Raw genomic sequence first — 15178 nt, 5'->3', positions numbered from 1 at the left:
GGTCACATGCCATTCTCCATCAGCCTTGGAGAGTGATGGTCATGAGCGTTGAACTGCTTCCTGCTGAAGAGATCTATACACGTGAACGTGTTACAACCCCGACACTCCTCATGTGCCGACCGCTGCAATATGAGGTGAATTACGTCATCAATCCCTGGATGAGTGGAAACCTGGGGAGTTCTTCCCGGGTCCGCGCGACAGAACAATGGAACCGGTTGCGAGATATTCTTTCGCAGCTTGCCCCTCTCGTACTGATTGATCCAGTACCAGGTTGGCCGGACATGGTGTTTACCGCAAATGCCGGCCTGGCGCATGAAGGAACAGTCGCACTCAGCAGCTTCTCTCATGTGGAGCGGCAGGGCGAAGAGCAATACTTTCGTGAGTTCTTTAGCGCCGCTGGGTACCGTATCGTCGATTTGCCACGTGACAGGCCGTTCGAAGGGGAAGGCGATGCTCTTTTTTCCAGTGATGGAACCCGTCTATGGGTGGGTTTTGGAAGACGTACCGCGCAAGCAAGCCATTCAGTTCTAGCTGATCTATGGGATATCGAAGTGGAGGGACTGCATCTCGTCGATGACCGCTTTTACCACTTGGATACCTGCTTTGCTCCACTTGAAGATGGCTCCCTGCTCTACTACCCGGCAGCGTTCGACGCTGCATCCTTGCGGAAGATCCACGAGTTCTATTCACCCGGCCAGTGCATTGCGGTCGATGAAATGGACGCTCTGCAATTTGCCTGCAATGCAGTGAACATTGGACGCACGATCGTCTTACACCACGTAAGCGACAACTTGGAGGCAGAGCTTCGCGCAAGAGGCTTCGACGTGATTCAAACAGATCTGAGTGAATTTCTGAAAGCCGGTGGAGCGGCCAAGTGTCTTGTGATGAAATTGACGCCGGAGCTGCATCCTCTTCCTGAAGAGAATAACCGTGCGCAGGAATTGATTGCGCTGGAGGATGAGTTCGGAGCGCACAACTATCATCCGCTGGATGTTGTCATCGAACGGGCAGAAGGAGCATGGGTCACAGATGTGGAGGGCAAACGTTACCTCGACTTTCTGTCAGCCTATTCGGCCGTAAATCAGGGACATTGCCATCCAGCGATCTTCCGCGCCCTGGTAGAGCAGGCTCAGAAGGTGACACTGACATCGCGCGCCTTTCGCAACGATCAGCTTCCGTTGCTATTGCGCGATCTGCACGAATTGACCGGATACGGCATGGCCTTATTGATGAACTCCGGAACAGAGGCCGTAGAGACGGCCCTGAAAGCCGCACGCAAGTGGGGAGAGACCGTCAAAGGCGTTCCCACGGGTCAGAGCGAGATCGTGGTGTGCACCAATAACTTTCACGGCCGGTCCATTTCGATTGTGGGCTTCTCTACGGAAGCACAGTATCGGTACGGTTTTGGACCTTTCCCCGCCGGATTTCGGCATGTTCCGTTCGGCGATGCAGAAGCGTTGCGCGCAAGTATCACACCGAACACCTGCGCCTTTCTTGTCGAACCGATCCAGGGAGAGGCGGGAGTGATCGTGCCGCCCGATGGATATCTGCGCGATGTGGAACGCATCTGCAGGGAAAACAATGTGCTGTTGATCGTCGATGAAATTCAGTCAGGCCTGGGCAGGACGGGCAAGCTCTTCGCTTATATGCATGAGGGGATCCATCCCGACGTCGTAATAGCAGGCAAGGCCCTGTCTGGTGGGTTCTATCCTGTTTCCGCAGTGCTCTCTTCTCCGTCCGTGCTGGGCGTGTTCGGCCCCGGCGACCATGGCAGCACATTTGGCGGAAATCCACTGGCCTGTGCGGTAGCGAGGGCGGCGCTTAAGGTGATCGTTGACGAGCGGCTCCCGGAACGATCTGCCGAGTTGGGCCGTCATGCATTGGCGCGGGTGAGGTCGATGTCCAGCAAGCATGTCGTGGCTGTTCGCGGAAAGGGCTTGTGGCTTGCGATTGAGCTCAATTCGCCGGCTCGGGCTTTCTGCGAAAGACTGCGCGATCGAGGGGTACTGGCGAAGGAAACGCACGATACCGTCATGCGCATCGCGCCTCCCCTGATGATCGCTGCAGAAGACCTTGACTGGGGACTCGACCAGCTCGAACAGGTATTATGCACGGTGTGAGCATCATATCGACCAATCCGATCTATAGTGGCAAGTTAAAAGCCATGCGCCAAAACGCGATTCGTGAGGTGTTGAACGAACGGGGCGTGATGAATCAGGACATGCTCCGCCGGAAGTTAGCCGGGCGCGGGATTCATGTGGCACAGGCAACATTATCCCGCGATATTCGCGAATTGAAGCTGCTGAAGGGCGCAAGTGGATATGAACTTCCAAAGGCCAACGGTCAGGAAGAAGACGACACTCATCCAAAAATCGAAGGCGTAATTCAGAACTTCGCTGTTCGCGTAAGACGAGCTGGGAACCTGTTGATCGTGCTGACGAGAACAGGCGGTGCGCAACCGGTGGCTGCGAGTGTAGACCGGGAAGAGTGGGAGATCGTGGTGGGAACGGTTGCTGGAGACGATACAGTACTGATCGTCTGTCTGGATGGGGAACGCGCAGCGGAACTGCAGACGAGGCTGGAGTCTTACATCAACTGAAGTGAGCCAGACATCCGTCCTATGCGATAGGCGTGGACCAGGACATAGGACGCAGAAGCGACAAAGTTCAGTATCAATATTTTTTGGATGAGTTATGAGATTTGCGAATTACCGAAGGTGCCGCGCTTTTTGACTCCTGCACGATCCAGTGCGTGAATGCGGTTACGAGGGGTGATGAGATTTTGCTCTCCGGCACTGCCACATAATAAGCATTGGCACTCCTCACCGAATGAGAGAACAACAGGGACAGCTTCCCGGAGGCGAGTTCGTCTTCGATGAGGAGCTTCGGTAAAAGCGCCACGCCCAATCCACAGGCGGCGGCCTGCGCAATCATGGAAAACTGCTCGAAACGAGGACCCCGTAAGGGATGAGAGTTGTCGACTCCCAACACGGAAAACCACTCGGCCCAGGCGGAAGCGCGTGTGGATTGATGCAGCAACGTTGTTCCAACCAGGTCTGCCGGCTTCTTGATTCGGCTCGCCGCCTGGAACTTCGGACTGCAGACAGCAACCGTGTCTTCATCCATAAGGTGGTGCGTCACAGCACCCGGCCAACTCGCGATTCCATAGTGAATTGCGGCATCGAACGGCTCGGTTTCGAAGTCGAACTGTGTCGTGCGCGTCGCGAAATTCACGGTGACATCGGGATTTTTCCGTAGGAAGATAGAGAGTCTCGGCACCAGCCATTGCGTGGCAAAGGTTGGCAGCACCGCGAGGTTGAGAATGCTCGGACTCCCACCGCATGCCATGATCTTGCTGGTTGAATCCTTGAGGTCAATCATGATCCGATTGACGTCTTTGAGGTAGATCTTCCCCGCGTCCGTGATCACGACACGCTGCCGCACTCGCTCAAAGAGGGCGACATCCAGCAACTCTTCCAGTTGAAGAATTTGACGGCTTACCGCGCTCTGCGTCACATTCAGTTCGGCGGCGGCGCGAGAGATGCTCCCATGCCTTGCGACACACTCGAATGATTCAAGACAGGTGAGTGATGGAAGCAGGGTCACCCCAGCAGCTCCTCGCTATTGATTCCTAAATTTCATAATGTACTGAAACTATAACATTTTACTTTCCCCCGGGCGGGGGATGACTATTAAGCACGGCAATGCGTATCCTTGTCACCGCCGGATGAAACATCCTTGCCGATGCATTTCCTGAGAGGGAGAACACTCATGCAACTCAAAACTGACAGCACCCTGCAAGAATTGCTCGATGTACTTATCGGGCCCGAAAAAGCAAAGCAGCTTTCCAATGTTCTCGTCGTCGACGAAGAACTGGGCATAGAGTCAGGCGCGAAGGTCTCCCGTGCCGTGATTGCGCAAGCTCTGAATATGCTGCTGTTTGCAGATCTCATTGAGAGGGTTCCTGCGGCCAGGAAATATGTGCAGCACTGCCTCGCTCACAACCGGACCGTGATGCATGATCACGGAGCGGTGCGCACGATCGCGATGGAAGGCATGGGAGCACTTCCCGCAGGACAAGCCTCCATTACGCGAATCCTCCAGCCTTTGGGCTACTCTCTCAAGGGGCTTTATCCGCTTGAGCGTCTTAAGATGACAGGCCGCTCCTATGCACAGGTGGAGTATCCGGAAGCAATCGCTCAGTTCTTCATCAGTGAACTTCACCCGGAGCGATTCTCATCCGAGTTTCAGGAAGCGCTCGGCCGAATCGTCTCGAGCTCGGTCGATCCGTTGACTCACAAAGCCAAGGCGCTGCTTGATGAGCTGGAGTCGTCGCATTCGCTCAGCGTAGACCAGGCCGCCGCGCTTCTTCCCGTACTGGTTTCCTGCTTCGGCCGGCAGCATGGCAACATTTCTCTTGCGGACTACGCCGTTCTTTTGAACGAGTCCGCTGAAGCCGCATGGATATCGACAGAAGGCAATGTCTTCAACCACGTTACGGATCGCGTGGAGGATGTAGATGCGCTTGCCGACGAGCAGAAGGCGCTCGGACAGCCCATGAAGGCTACCGTCGAGAAGTCGCAATCGGGCAGAGTGCGCCAGACCGCGTTCCACGCCGCTCAGGTCTCGAGACCGTTCCTTGCGGAAGATGGAAGCGTTGTCGAGAAAGAAGTCCCAGGGTCATTCCTGGAGTTCATTACCCGGTTATCCTTACCCGATGAGATCGACGGCAAGAAAGTCCTGGATCTTGGCTTTGACAGCTCCAATGCGCAAGCCATCTTCAAGATGACCGCTAATACCAAGATCTAGGCCGCATCTTTCATCTGTAACCCGGAGAACGTTTTGTAATGTCCAACTCGTCCCTCGTTCTCTTGCCAAGCTCTCATGCCCGCGCCCGCGATCAGTTTCCGGGCGCGGACGAGCTTGAAAAGGAGCTCAGGAAAAAAGTACGCGGCGAAGTACGTTTTGACCCCGCGGCGAAGGCTTTGTACGCGACGGATGCGTCGAACTATCGCCAGGTTCCCATCGGCCTGGTCCTTCCGCTTGATGAAGAAGACGTCGTCGCGGCTGTCGCTGTATGTCGAGCTTTCGATGCGCCGATACTGTCCCGCGGGGCTGGGACAAGTCTTGCAGGTCAGGGCTGCAACTTCGCCGTCGTGCTTGATTTCTCAAAGTACATGAACCGCATGTCTGCCGTGGACCCGGTGGCACGCACCGTCCATGTTCAGCCGGGCGCCATCCTGGACCGCGTTCGCGAGGCAGCCGAAGAGTTCCACCTGACCTTCGCGCCTGACCCCGCTACCCACAGCCGATGCACGATCGGCGGCATGATCGGCAACAACTCCTGCGGCGTACACGCACTGATGGGCGGCAAAACGGTCGATAACATTCTGTCGCTCGATCTCTTGCTTTATGACGGCACACGTATGACTGTGGGCCCGACCAGTGCAGCAGAGCTCGAGCAGCAGATCGCTGCGGGCGGGCGCACGGGCGAGATTTACACAACGCTAAAACAACTCGCTACCAGTTACGCCGGTCAGGTTCGCGCTCGCTTCCCTAAGATCGCTCGCCGCGTCTCTGGCTATAACCTCGACGAGCTGCTACCGGAGGGCAGCTTCAATGTCGCTCGCGCGCTTGTGGGCAGCGAAGGAACATGCGCCATCATCCTCGGTGCGACGCTGCAGCTGGTACATAGCCCGCAGTTCCGCACCCTGATGGGCATCGGTTTCGAAGATATCTTCATTGCCGCCGACAATGTACCCACACTTCTGGAACACCATCCCATTGGACTCGAGGGCATGGATGGACTCTTACTCGATGCCATGCGCCGTAAGCAGAAATCGGCGGACGACCTGGGGCTTCTTCCTTCCGGTGACGGTTTTCTGATCGTTGAATTCGGAGGCGCAACCCAGGCCGAAGCGAATCGGAAAGCTCAGGAACTCGCCGCCGCTGTCGCGGTACTCCCGCAGCCTCCTTCTGTTCGCATCTATACCTCGGTCGAGGCTTCGCGCATCTGGCACATTCGCGAGTCTGGTCTCGCTGCCACCGTATTCGTTCCGGGCAAAGGAACAGGATGGGAGGGTTGGGACGACTCTGCTGTAGACCCGAAGCAGCTTGGCTCCTACCTGCGCTCCATTTATGCGCTGATGCAGGAGTTCCGCTATACCAGCCCGATGTACGGTCATTTCGGCGAAGGTTGTGTGCACATGCGCCACGACTTCGATCTCGAAAGCGAAGCCGGCATTCTGTCTTTCCGCCGTTTTCTGGATCGCGCAACGGAAATCACGCTCGCCCATGGAGGGTCGCTCTCTGGTGAGCATGGTGACGGACAGGCACGCGGTGCTCTTCTGCCCAAGATGTTCGGTCCTGAATTGATGGAAGCGTTCCGGGCCTTCAAACGCGTCTGGGACCCCACCAACAAGATGAATCCGGGCAAGCTCATTGACGCACACGAGCCTCATGAGGATCTCCGTCTGGGCGCGGACTACAAACCCCTGAAGCCCAAAACGCACTTCGCCCTGCTTGAAGATAACGGCTCCTTCGCCTCAGCCAATCTTCGCTGCGTCGGTGTCGGCGCTTGCCGAAAGACAGACGCTGGATCGATGTGTCCCAGCTTTATGGCCACGGGCGAGGAAATGCACTCAACGCGAGGCCGCGCACATCTTCTGTGGGAACTGATGCAGGGCGAAGTTCTCGAAGGGGGATGGAAGAACAAGCAGGTCAAAGAGTCGCTGGATCTTTGCCTGTCCTGCAAGGCCTGCAAGAGCGAGTGCCCGGTCAGCGTCGATATGGCAACGTATAAGTCCGAGTTCCTTTCGCATCATTATGAAGGACGCCTGCGGCCTCTTTCGCACTATGCCTTCGGAAGGATCGATGTCTGGGCGCGCCTCGCCAGCTTCGCTCCCGGCATAGTGAACGCGATCAACAACGCTCCGGTCATCGGTAGAACCATGCAGTCCCTGCTCCACATCCACCACAAGCGAAGCTTTCCGCGCTTCGCCAAACCATTCACCCGTGAGCAGCAGTCAAAGAGCGGCGCTGGCACCGAGGTATTTCTCTGGGCCGATACCTTTAATAATTACTTCCATCCACCCACCATGCGAGCGGCACACCAAGTACTGACGGAAGCCGGCTTCAAAGTCCTTCTTCCATCGCAACATCTCTGTTGCGGCCGGCCTCTTTACGACTTCGGGATGCTGGATACGGCGAAGAAATATCTGCTCAAGGTTCTCGATGCGCTGTCACCGCAACTGGCAAAGGGTACTCCCATCGTCGTTCTCGAACCAAGTTGCGCGACGGTCTTCCGCGACGAGCTCACCAATTTGCTGCCGCATGACGGTCGCGCTCTCAAACTCCGCGAGCAAACGTTTCTACTGAGCGAATTCCTGGTCAAATATGCTCCGGAGTATCGTCCGCCTTCTTTGACTGGCAAGATTGTTGTGCATGGGCACTGCCATCACCGTGCCACCATGGGAATGAACGATGAAATGACCCTTCTCCGCGCCACCGGCTCGCAGGTAACACTCCTGGACTCCGGCTGTTGCGGTATGGCTGGTCCCTTCGGCTTTGAGAAAGACAAGTTCGACATCTCGCAAAAGCTGGCAGAGCGTGTCCTGCTGCCCGCTGTTCGAAACGCATCTCAAGAAACTAGAATCGTGAGCGATGGCTTTAGCTGCTGCGAACAGGTGATGCAGAATACGGGTGCCAGGCCCCTGCACCTTGCCGAAGTTCTCGCACAGACTTCCAACACCTCTGGAAACGATCACGTAGAAAGTGGCAATCTCCCATGACCACAAGTGCAACCACGCCCATCAAAGACGAAGTCCGCGCACTGCTGACCCAACTCGGTGTACCGCTCCAGGCCTATTCAGACGGCGATTTGATCGTGCGCACGCCCATCACGGGCGAGGAGATTGCACAGGTGCCGAGAACGACGGCTTCGGCCACAGCAGAAGCGATCGCTCAAGCACATAAGGCCTATCTCGAATGGAGAACCGTGCCCGCGCCGAAGCGCGGCGAACTGATTCGCCTCCTCGGGGATGAGTTGCGCGCCGCCCTCCCCCAGTTGGGGCGACTGGTGACGATCGAAGCAGGAAAGATTCTCTCCGAAGGCTTAGGCGAAGTGCAGGAGATGATCGACATTTGTGGTTTCGCGGCAGGCCTCTCACGACAAGTTGGCGGCCACACGCTGCCCTCAGAGCGTCCCTCACATCGCATGATGGAGACATGGCATCCCCTCGGAGCCATCGGTGTTATCTCCGCCTTCAACTTCCCTGTCGCCGTATGGTCCTGGAACGCCGCGCTGGCGCTGGTCTGCGGCAACGCCGTGATCTGGAAGCCTTCGGAGAAAACCCCGCTCACCGCACTCGCAACGCACGCAATTTTTCAACGCGCCGCGGCAAAATTCGGCGGTGTTCCCGAGGGACTCGCCACACTTCTTCTTGGTGATGTCAGCCTCGGCGAGCAGCTCGTCACTTCCCCGCTCGTCCCTCTTGTCTCGGCCACCGGATCAACCGCCATGGGACGAGCCGTTGCTCCACGTTTAGCGGCGCGATTTGCGCGCGCGATCCTTGAACTCGGTGGCAACAATGCTGCCATCGTCACGCCGACGGCTGACCTGCACCTGACCGTTCGAGCCATCGCGTTCTCCGCCATGGGAACGGCTGGGCAACGCTGCACGTCCCTGCGCCGCCTCCTTGTGCATGAATCGGTCTACGATACGCTCGTACCGCAACTTAAAAAGATCTATGCCTCGGTCGTCGTGGGCGATCCTCGCGACGCTGGCACTCTCGTCGGCCCGCTGATCGATGAGCGGGCTTTCAACGCCATGCAGAAGGCGCTGGAGCAGGCGCGACACGATGGAGCAGAGATCACCGGCGGTGAGCGCATCTCCTTCTCCGAAACTCCCCAGGCTTTCTTTGTACGGCCGGCATTGGTTGAGATCGCCACGCAGACAGACATCGTGCGGCACGAGACCTTCGCTCCCATCCTCTACGTGCTCAAGTACCGGGAACTGGAGGACGCCATCGCGTTGCACAACAGCGTTCCGCAAGGATTGTCTTCATCGATCTTTACCCTGAACGTGCGCGAGGCGGAGCGCTTCCTCTCTGCAACCGGTTCCGATTGCGGCATCGCAAATGTAAACATCGGCACTTCAGGCGCGGAGATCGGCGGCGCATTTGGTGGAGAGAAGGAAACAGGTGGTGGCCGCGAATCCGGCTCTGACGCGTGGAAGCAGTACATGCGTCGCGCCACCAACACCATCAACTACGGAACCGAACTTCCTCTGGCGCAGGGTGTCAGCTTCGATATCGATTGAAAAGTGTGGCTACCTCACCCGGACGGGAGGTATAATTCGTTCACTTTTGCAGGCCCTGCCAGCACTAGCACGAAATGCATAAAGAGAGCACAAAGGAAGACATCTCGGATGATAAGCTGCCGCCACATCGAGACACGCTTCAATGAGAGCATTCTCTTCTGCCTTCTCCCCACGATGAGTCGCCCCAATCTCTTCGGCGACTAGCTCGTACCCCCTCCCAAATCCAATTTGTACTTCGAGTCTCAGCTTGCTGTCTCCCAGCGAGAGGCAGTGTTGCCTCTTTATTCCAGGGAGACAACGGTTGGAGCGTGCCCAAACGCAACGTAAGCAGCATCGTGAGGACAGAATGAGCACCCTATTGGAAGATCGTTTGACAAATCAGTTTCAGACAGTGAGTGACGAAGAAATGGCGCGCTTTGGGCCAAAGCTGAAGACCGTGCTACCCGGCCCCAAAGCCAAAGCCGTTATCGAAGCAGATGAGCGCTTCATGAGCCCAAGCTATACGCGTGGCTATCCCCTGGTCGCGAAGCGTGGCCGTGGGACCCGCATGGAAGACGTCGACGGCAACGAGTTCCTGGACTTCTCAGCCGGCATTGCCGTAACTTCTACCGGGCATTGTCATCCGAAGGTGGTAAAAGCCATCCAGGAACAGGCCGCCGAATTGATCCATATGAGCGGCACTGATTTTTACTACGAAGGAATGCCCGCTCTGGCGCAGCGACTGAGCGCTGTAGCTCCGATGAAAGGGCCTCACAAGTTCTACTACGGAAACTCTGGCGCGGAGGCCGTAGAGTGCGCGCTGAAGCTTGCCCGCTATCACACCGGCCGGCAAAACATCATCAGCTTCCTCGGTTCATTTCACGGCAGGACCATGGGTGCACTCTCATTAACAGCTTCCAAGCCACAGCAGAAGCGAAGATTCGCGCCTCTCGTGCCAGGCGTAACGCATGTTCCCTATCCCTATGCGTATCGCGGCGCGAGCACAGGACAGTCTGAAGAAGAATACGCACTCGCCTGTGCGCGCTACATCGAAGACAGACTCTTCAAGACAATGCTCCCGCCCGAAGAGGTGGCCGCCATCTTCGTCGAACCGATTCAGGGGGAAGGGGGGTACGTCGTAGCGCCTACCGTCTTCCTGCAGGAACTGCGCAACATCTGCGATCGCCATGGAATTCTGTTGGTCGTGGACGAAGTCCAGTCCGGTGCCGGTCGCACTGGCAAGTGGTGGGCCGTCCAGCACACAGGGGTTGAGCCGGACATGGTATGCATGGCCAAGGGCATTGCCAGTGGAATGCCTTTGAGTGTGTGCATGACCAGGGCCGAAATCATGGACTGGAAACCGGGAAGCCACGCCTCCACCTTCGGCGGCAACCCAGTCGCCATCGCCGCGGCTTTAGCGACGATGGATGTTCTTGAGGAAGAGGCGATATCGAATGCGGCTGCTGTGGGTGCAGAGATAAAGGCCCGCGCGGAAACATGGCTGTCAAAATACGAAATCGTTGGCGACATACGTGGCCGCGGCCTTATGATCGGCATCGAGATCGTCAAAGACAAGAAGTCGAAACAACCGCACAGTGCGGTACGCGATGCGATCGTCGATCGCGCGTTCGAGCATGGGCTGCTATTTTTGGGTTGCGGTGAAACCAGTATTCGACTGTCTCCTCCCCTGACAATCTCCCGCGAAGAGGCGGCTATCGCAATGGATGTTCTGGAGCAGTGCATCGCGGAACAGTGCTAAACGGTACGCGAGACAAAGCAAACTTCGTCACCTTCACAGAAGGTGACGAAGGGTATCCGCTCGCCGCTACCAGTGGAACAACAACCTACGACTTCCACCAGGCGAATGGCACCGAACCAACCGGATGCGTCACGTGCCCCGGTGTAACAGGCCCGGCGTAAGATTCGAGTATCGGGATGCGTCACGGAATTGCGCGGCCTTTTTATTTCGGAGAAACCCTCATGCTCTCGCCTGAACGCCATGCGACACGACTACAAAGCGAAGTCTGGCCCGAGCTTCCTCAGAGTGCATGGGGAGAAACCTGCGTAACGCTGCAGCTCTGGACTCAAATTGTCGGCAAGATTCGGCTTGCCCTGACACCGCCTCTCAACCACACCTGGAACGTAACGCTGTTCCCTACCGTTCGGGGCCTCACCACATCCCCCATGTGGCAAGGAACGCGCACCCTGCAGATCGACTTCGACTTCATCGACCACATCCTTGTCCTCCAGACAAGCGAAGGTGATCGCAGGGTCATCGCTCTCAAGCCGATGACCGTGGCTACCTTCTATCGAGAGGTAATGGCCAGCCTCGAAGCTCTGGGGACGCCGGTGCCCATCTGGCCCATGCCGGTCGAGATGGCACAGCCTATTCCGTTTGACCAGGACATCACGCACCAGGCATACGATCCGGAGTACGTTGAGCGGTTCTGGCGAATTTTGCTGCAGACCACCAGGGTATTCAACATCTTTCGCGCCCGCTTCATTGGCAAGGCGAGCCCGATCCATCTATTTTGGGGTGCGCTGGATCTTGCCTGCACGCGCTTTTCCGGGCGGACCGCACCGGAGCATTCCAGCATGCCCGGCCTGCCGGATCGTGTAACCCGCGATGCGTACTCCCATGAAGTCAGCAGTTGCGGCTTCTGGCCCGGAGCGCCCGGCATGGAGCCGCTGTTCTACAGCTATGCCTACCCGCAACCACCGGGATATGCAGAGAGTTCCGTCCAACCGGCGGCGGCTCGCTTCGACCCGAACCTTGGGGAATTCATCCTGCCCTACGAAGACATGCGGCAGTCTGAGTCCCCGGACGAAGTCCTGCTCCAGTTCCTGCAGAGCACGTACGAAGCCGCCGCAACGACCGCGCAATGGGATCGCCAAGGGCTGGAGGCGGCCTACTCCTCCCCTGCGGCTCCAGACAGTCCAACTGTGTAGGAAGAAGCCTTCTCCTCAGGACTTATTGTTGCCCCTGAGGATGGAAGGCCGGAGGCCCAGGTGCCTGCGCGGAGCATGCCACCTGGGCCACAGGACTCATCCAGTGAACGCACTGCTATTTTCGCTCTGGCAGCACATTCCAGATCGAAGGATCTTCCTGTCCCAGCACCCAGGCACAGATTCCCTGTAAATGCTGCGCCTTCGCCAGATCATACCGGTCGCGGAACCCACGCTCTTCTGTGTAGAAGATCCATTCACGCATCTGGTCGCGATAGAAGTAGAAGTAGGTTGAGTGGTCCTGGGCATCCCACTGCACCTGTGCGCCATAGGTTTCCTGTAAAGTCTTCACATCCTTCCCGCCAATATAATCGGCGGTGACGTTCGGCTTCGGCTCCTTGCCGCCTGCCTCCGGATTACCCGCGTACCAGTGGTATCCATACAGCGCAATCCCAAGGGAGAGTTTCTCCCGCGGTACCATCTTCAGGGCATACTCGAGATTCTCATTTGTCCAAATCCACCCGCCCACAGGTCCTGGCGTCGTCCATCGGGTGTGCTGGTCATACGTCATAAGGCAGAGAAGATCCACCGAGTCACTGATCGCCTTAAGGTCGAACACACCACGCCAGTCAGAAAAGATCCACTTGCTGAAGTCGCTGTGCCCAGGATAGCCGGGTGCATTCGGTACGACTGCGATCTGTAATTGCAGATGCTCTTTGTGCATCCCATCTGCAATCCGCTTTACCGTAGCAGAGAGCGCATCCCGGTCTGTCCAGGCGATATTTTCGAGGTCAAGCTGGAACCCGTCGTATCCATTCTCCTTGCACGCTGCGACCAGCGTACGAATCATTGCGTCCTGTGCCTTCTCGCTGGTCAACAGCACATGCGACCCTGACTTGTTGAACATCGCCACGATTGGAAACAACTCGATGTGCCGCTGCTTCACCACACGCATCACCGAAGGGTCCGGCTCGCCGGAGACCAGGCCATTCTCGTCGACGCTATACCAGGTTGGCACGATAATATCGATCTTCGTCTGGTGCTCTATAAAGTCGCGCACCGAATCCGGATGGTCAGTCATGTAAAACAGCGTCTTCTGCGCGAACCCATGCGTAGTCGCCAACAGCATCAACAGCAAAATCTTCTTCATCGAAATCCTCAATCCTTACCTAACAAAAACACGCAAACGAACGGCCCAGATGACAACAGTGGGTCTGGGCTATCTCTAATCTCTCACTTTTCTATGGGTGGATGGATGGCCGTCCGCAAGGCACTCGCCTTCGCGTAAGCATGGAACTGATGCGTCACTCCACACCCGAGATGACACTGAGCACCTACGCGCAGGCTGTGGGCAACGAGAAGAGAGATGCTGGTGAGAAAATCGCACTGCTTGTGCTGGAGGGAGGTAAAGCAGCGCAGTGAGGGCTTATTGTGCCCAAATCATCTTTGGGCTTCTTCTTGTGCCCAGATTTTCGGGCTTACTACTTGATTTTAATGGTGGAGCTGAGCGGGATCGAACCGCTGACCTCCTCGTTGCGAACGAGGCGCTCTCCCAACTGAGCTACAGCCCCACATCACAGAACGGCGCACACCAGGTGGTGGCCTCCAAACTGCTTCGTTGTGTAGTTTAGCAGGAGAGACCGGCACGCTCCAAACGCTTTTCTGCCCGGCACGTCGAACCAATGAACCGCCAGCACGAAATGTGCGTATTGGCTCTAGAACGCATCGTAATCCTAGAAGCACCAAGGAGTCGCCCCGTGACAGTGCAAGAACAGCAGATGATCGACGAGTTGGTCCAGAGAATTCGCAGCACGCAACTCGCCGAGAAAGACACCGATGCAGAGAAGCGGCTCCAGCAGGGGCTAGCAGGATATCCCGATGCGCTTTACGTGCTCGCGCAGACGGTGCTCGTCCAGAAGTATGGACTGGAGCAGGCCCAGCAGCAGCTACAGGACATGCAGGCCGAGCTCGATGAACTACGTCAGCCGCCGCCACCTCCTCCTGCGAAGTCCGGCGGAAGCTTTCTTGGCAATCTGTTCGGCGGCGGCTCGCACGAGCAGCCACAGCAGCAGCCCAGCCAGGCACCCGGCTATCCAGCGTCATCCGGCTCCTATCAGCCGGTGAACAACCCAGGCTATCCCCCTTATGCAGAGCCAGCCTATCCGCCGTATCCTCCACAGGGCTACCCACCGCAAGGCTACCCGCAACAGGGCTACCCGCAACCGCCTGCCTATGGCCAACCCATGGGTTATGGCGCGCCGATGGGAGCACCTCCGATGGGCGGTGGTGGCGGCTTCCTTCGCAGTGCCATGCAGACAGCCGCCGGCGTCGCTGCGGGAGAGGTCGCGTTCCAGGGCATAGAGTCGCTCTTCCACGGCTTCGGCGAAGGCCACGAGGGGCATGGCTTCAGCGAGGGGCGTCCCACGGAGGTCGTCAACAACTACTACGGAGAAGGCGAAGGGGGAGAGCACCATCACGAAGCTTCCTCCAGCCATGATGACAGCAGCTTCTACAACCCGGACCACGATGCCAGCCGCGATGACAGCAAGGACCGGGACTCCGGCGTCTCTAAATTTGCCGACACGGACAAGGATGACGATTCCAAAGACGATAAGGATGATTTTGACGACAGCGGAGACGATGATTCCAGCAACGACGACTACGATTCGACCGACGACAGCAGTTCGAGCGACGATAGCGGGTACTAACGCGAACTAAGAACCGGCTACAACCGGGTGCCCCATCCTCGAAGCGATTTTATCGCGGCAGGGTGGGGTATCGTTTGCGGTAGCAAACGACCGCTCTGTTCCGTCGAGGCAAAATCTCCACTCCCATGCAGAAACGGTCGTGCTTCGCACGATACCCCCGACGCAGAGCGCGATTCCAATATTTGTGGCCCGTTTAGCGTCCATACCCCACCCTGCCGCGATAAAGC

At 57.2% G+C, this 15178-nt stretch carries 11 protein-coding genes and 1 tRNA gene; 9 read left to right on the top strand and 3 right to left on the bottom strand.

The window, feature by feature from the left end; genetic code table 11:
* The first annotated feature begins 41 nt into the window (after window positions 1-41).
* Window positions 42-2120, top strand: a complete 2079-nt coding sequence (gene rocD, locus HDF15_RS26320) for an ornithine--oxo-acid transaminase (protein ID WP_184260330.1) — start codon at window positions 42-44, stop codon at window positions 2118-2120.
* On the top strand, window positions 2108-2599 hold the full coding sequence (locus HDF15_RS23715; protein WP_184260327.1) for an arginine repressor: 492 nt from the start codon (window positions 2108-2110) through the stop codon (window positions 2597-2599). The genes rocD and HDF15_RS23715 overlap by 13 nt, the downstream gene beginning before the upstream one ends.
* Window positions 2600-2672: 73 nt before the next feature.
* Here the strand turns inward: HDF15_RS23715 and HDF15_RS23710 are convergent, their stop codons facing one another.
* Window positions 2673-3605, bottom strand: a complete 933-nt coding sequence (locus HDF15_RS23710) for a LysR family transcriptional regulator (RefSeq protein WP_184260324.1) — start codon at window positions 3603-3605, stop codon at window positions 2673-2675.
* A 165-nt stretch (window positions 3606-3770) separates the two neighbouring features.
* Here HDF15_RS23710 and HDF15_RS23705 point away from each other — a divergent pair, with 165 nt between their 5' ends.
* From HDF15_RS23705 to HDF15_RS23680, 6 genes are all read left to right on the top strand, one after another.
* Complete coding sequence (locus HDF15_RS23705) at window positions 3771-4808, top strand: DUF1338 domain-containing protein (RefSeq protein WP_184260321.1); 1038 nt, start codon at window positions 3771-3773, stop codon at window positions 4806-4808.
* 38 nt (window positions 4809-4846) lie between these two features.
* Window positions 4847-7789: an FAD-binding and (Fe-S)-binding domain-containing protein gene (locus HDF15_RS23700; RefSeq protein WP_184260318.1), complete on the top strand. Its 2943-nt coding sequence runs from the start codon at window positions 4847-4849 to the stop codon at window positions 7787-7789.
* On the top strand, window positions 7786-9318 hold the full coding sequence (locus tag HDF15_RS23695; protein ID WP_184260315.1) for an aldehyde dehydrogenase family protein: 1533 nt from the start codon (window positions 7786-7788) through the stop codon (window positions 9316-9318). Before HDF15_RS23700 ends, HDF15_RS23695 begins: the two co-directional genes overlap by 4 nt.
* A 346-nt stretch (window positions 9319-9664) precedes the next feature.
* Window positions 9665-11056: an acetyl ornithine aminotransferase family protein gene (locus HDF15_RS23690; RefSeq protein ID WP_184260312.1), complete on the top strand. Its 1392-nt coding sequence runs from the start codon at window positions 9665-9667 to the stop codon at window positions 11054-11056.
* Window positions 11035-11217 carry a hypothetical protein gene (locus HDF15_RS23685; protein WP_184260309.1) on the top strand — a complete coding sequence of 61 codons (183 nt, stop codon included), beginning with the start codon at window positions 11035-11037 and terminating at the stop codon, window positions 11215-11217. Before HDF15_RS23690 ends, HDF15_RS23685 begins: the two co-directional genes overlap by 22 nt.
* Window positions 11218-11277: 60 nt before the next feature.
* Window positions 11278-12246, top strand: coding sequence for a DUF5996 family protein (locus HDF15_RS23680; protein ID WP_184260307.1), 969 nt, complete (start codon window positions 11278-11280; stop codon window positions 12244-12246).
* Window positions 12247-12361: 115 nt separating this feature from the next.
* Here HDF15_RS23680 and HDF15_RS23675 read toward each other — a convergent pair whose 3' ends face one another.
* Complete coding sequence (locus tag HDF15_RS23675) at window positions 12362-13393, bottom strand: glycosyl hydrolase family 18 protein (RefSeq protein WP_184260304.1); 1032 nt, start codon at window positions 13391-13393, stop codon at window positions 12362-12364.
* 345 nt (window positions 13394-13738) lie between these two features.
* Window positions 13739-13814: transfer RNA gene (locus HDF15_RS23670), tRNA-Ala, on the bottom strand.
* 186 nt (window positions 13815-14000) lie between these two features.
* Between HDF15_RS23670 and HDF15_RS23665 the strand changes: the two genes are divergently transcribed.
* Window positions 14001-14951: a DUF2076 domain-containing protein gene (locus HDF15_RS23665; RefSeq protein WP_184260301.1), complete on the top strand. Its 951-nt coding sequence runs from the start codon at window positions 14001-14003 to the stop codon at window positions 14949-14951.
* Window positions 14952-15178 lie beyond the last annotated feature (227 nt).

Source organism: Granulicella mallensis (assembly GCF_014203225.1).
GTDB classification, from domain to species: domain Bacteria; phylum Acidobacteriota; class Terriglobia; order Terriglobales; family Acidobacteriaceae; genus Granulicella; species Granulicella mallensis_A.
Note: the sequence above shows the minus strand (reverse complement) of the source record. Positions and strands in the feature narration are given on the sequence as shown.

Excerpts from the sequence above, each read along its gene's own strand:
- rocD (WP_184260330.1), top strand. The coding sequence starts at position 42 with ATGAGCGTTGAACTGCTTCCTGCTGAAGAGATCTATACACGTGAACGT.
- HDF15_RS23715 (WP_184260327.1), top strand. The coding sequence starts at position 2,108 with ATGCACGGTGTGAGCATCATATCGACCAATCCGATCTATAGTGGCAAG.
- HDF15_RS23705 (WP_184260321.1), top strand. The coding sequence starts at position 3,771 with ATGCAACTCAAAACTGACAGCACCCTGCAAGAATTGCTCGATGTACTT.
- HDF15_RS23700 (WP_184260318.1), top strand. The coding sequence starts at position 4,847 with ATGTCCAACTCGTCCCTCGTTCTCTTGCCAAGCTCTCATGCCCGCGCC.
- HDF15_RS23695 (WP_184260315.1), top strand. The coding sequence starts at position 7,786 with ATGACCACAAGTGCAACCACGCCCATCAAAGACGAAGTCCGCGCACTG.
- HDF15_RS23690 (WP_184260312.1), top strand. The coding sequence starts at position 9,665 with ATGAGCACCCTATTGGAAGATCGTTTGACAAATCAGTTTCAGACAGTG.
- HDF15_RS23680 (WP_184260307.1), top strand. The coding sequence starts at position 11,278 with ATGCTCTCGCCTGAACGCCATGCGACACGACTACAAAGCGAAGTCTGG.
- HDF15_RS23675 (WP_184260304.1), bottom strand. The coding sequence starts at position 13,393 with ATGAAGAAGATTTTGCTGTTGATGCTGTTGGCGACTACGCATGGGTTC.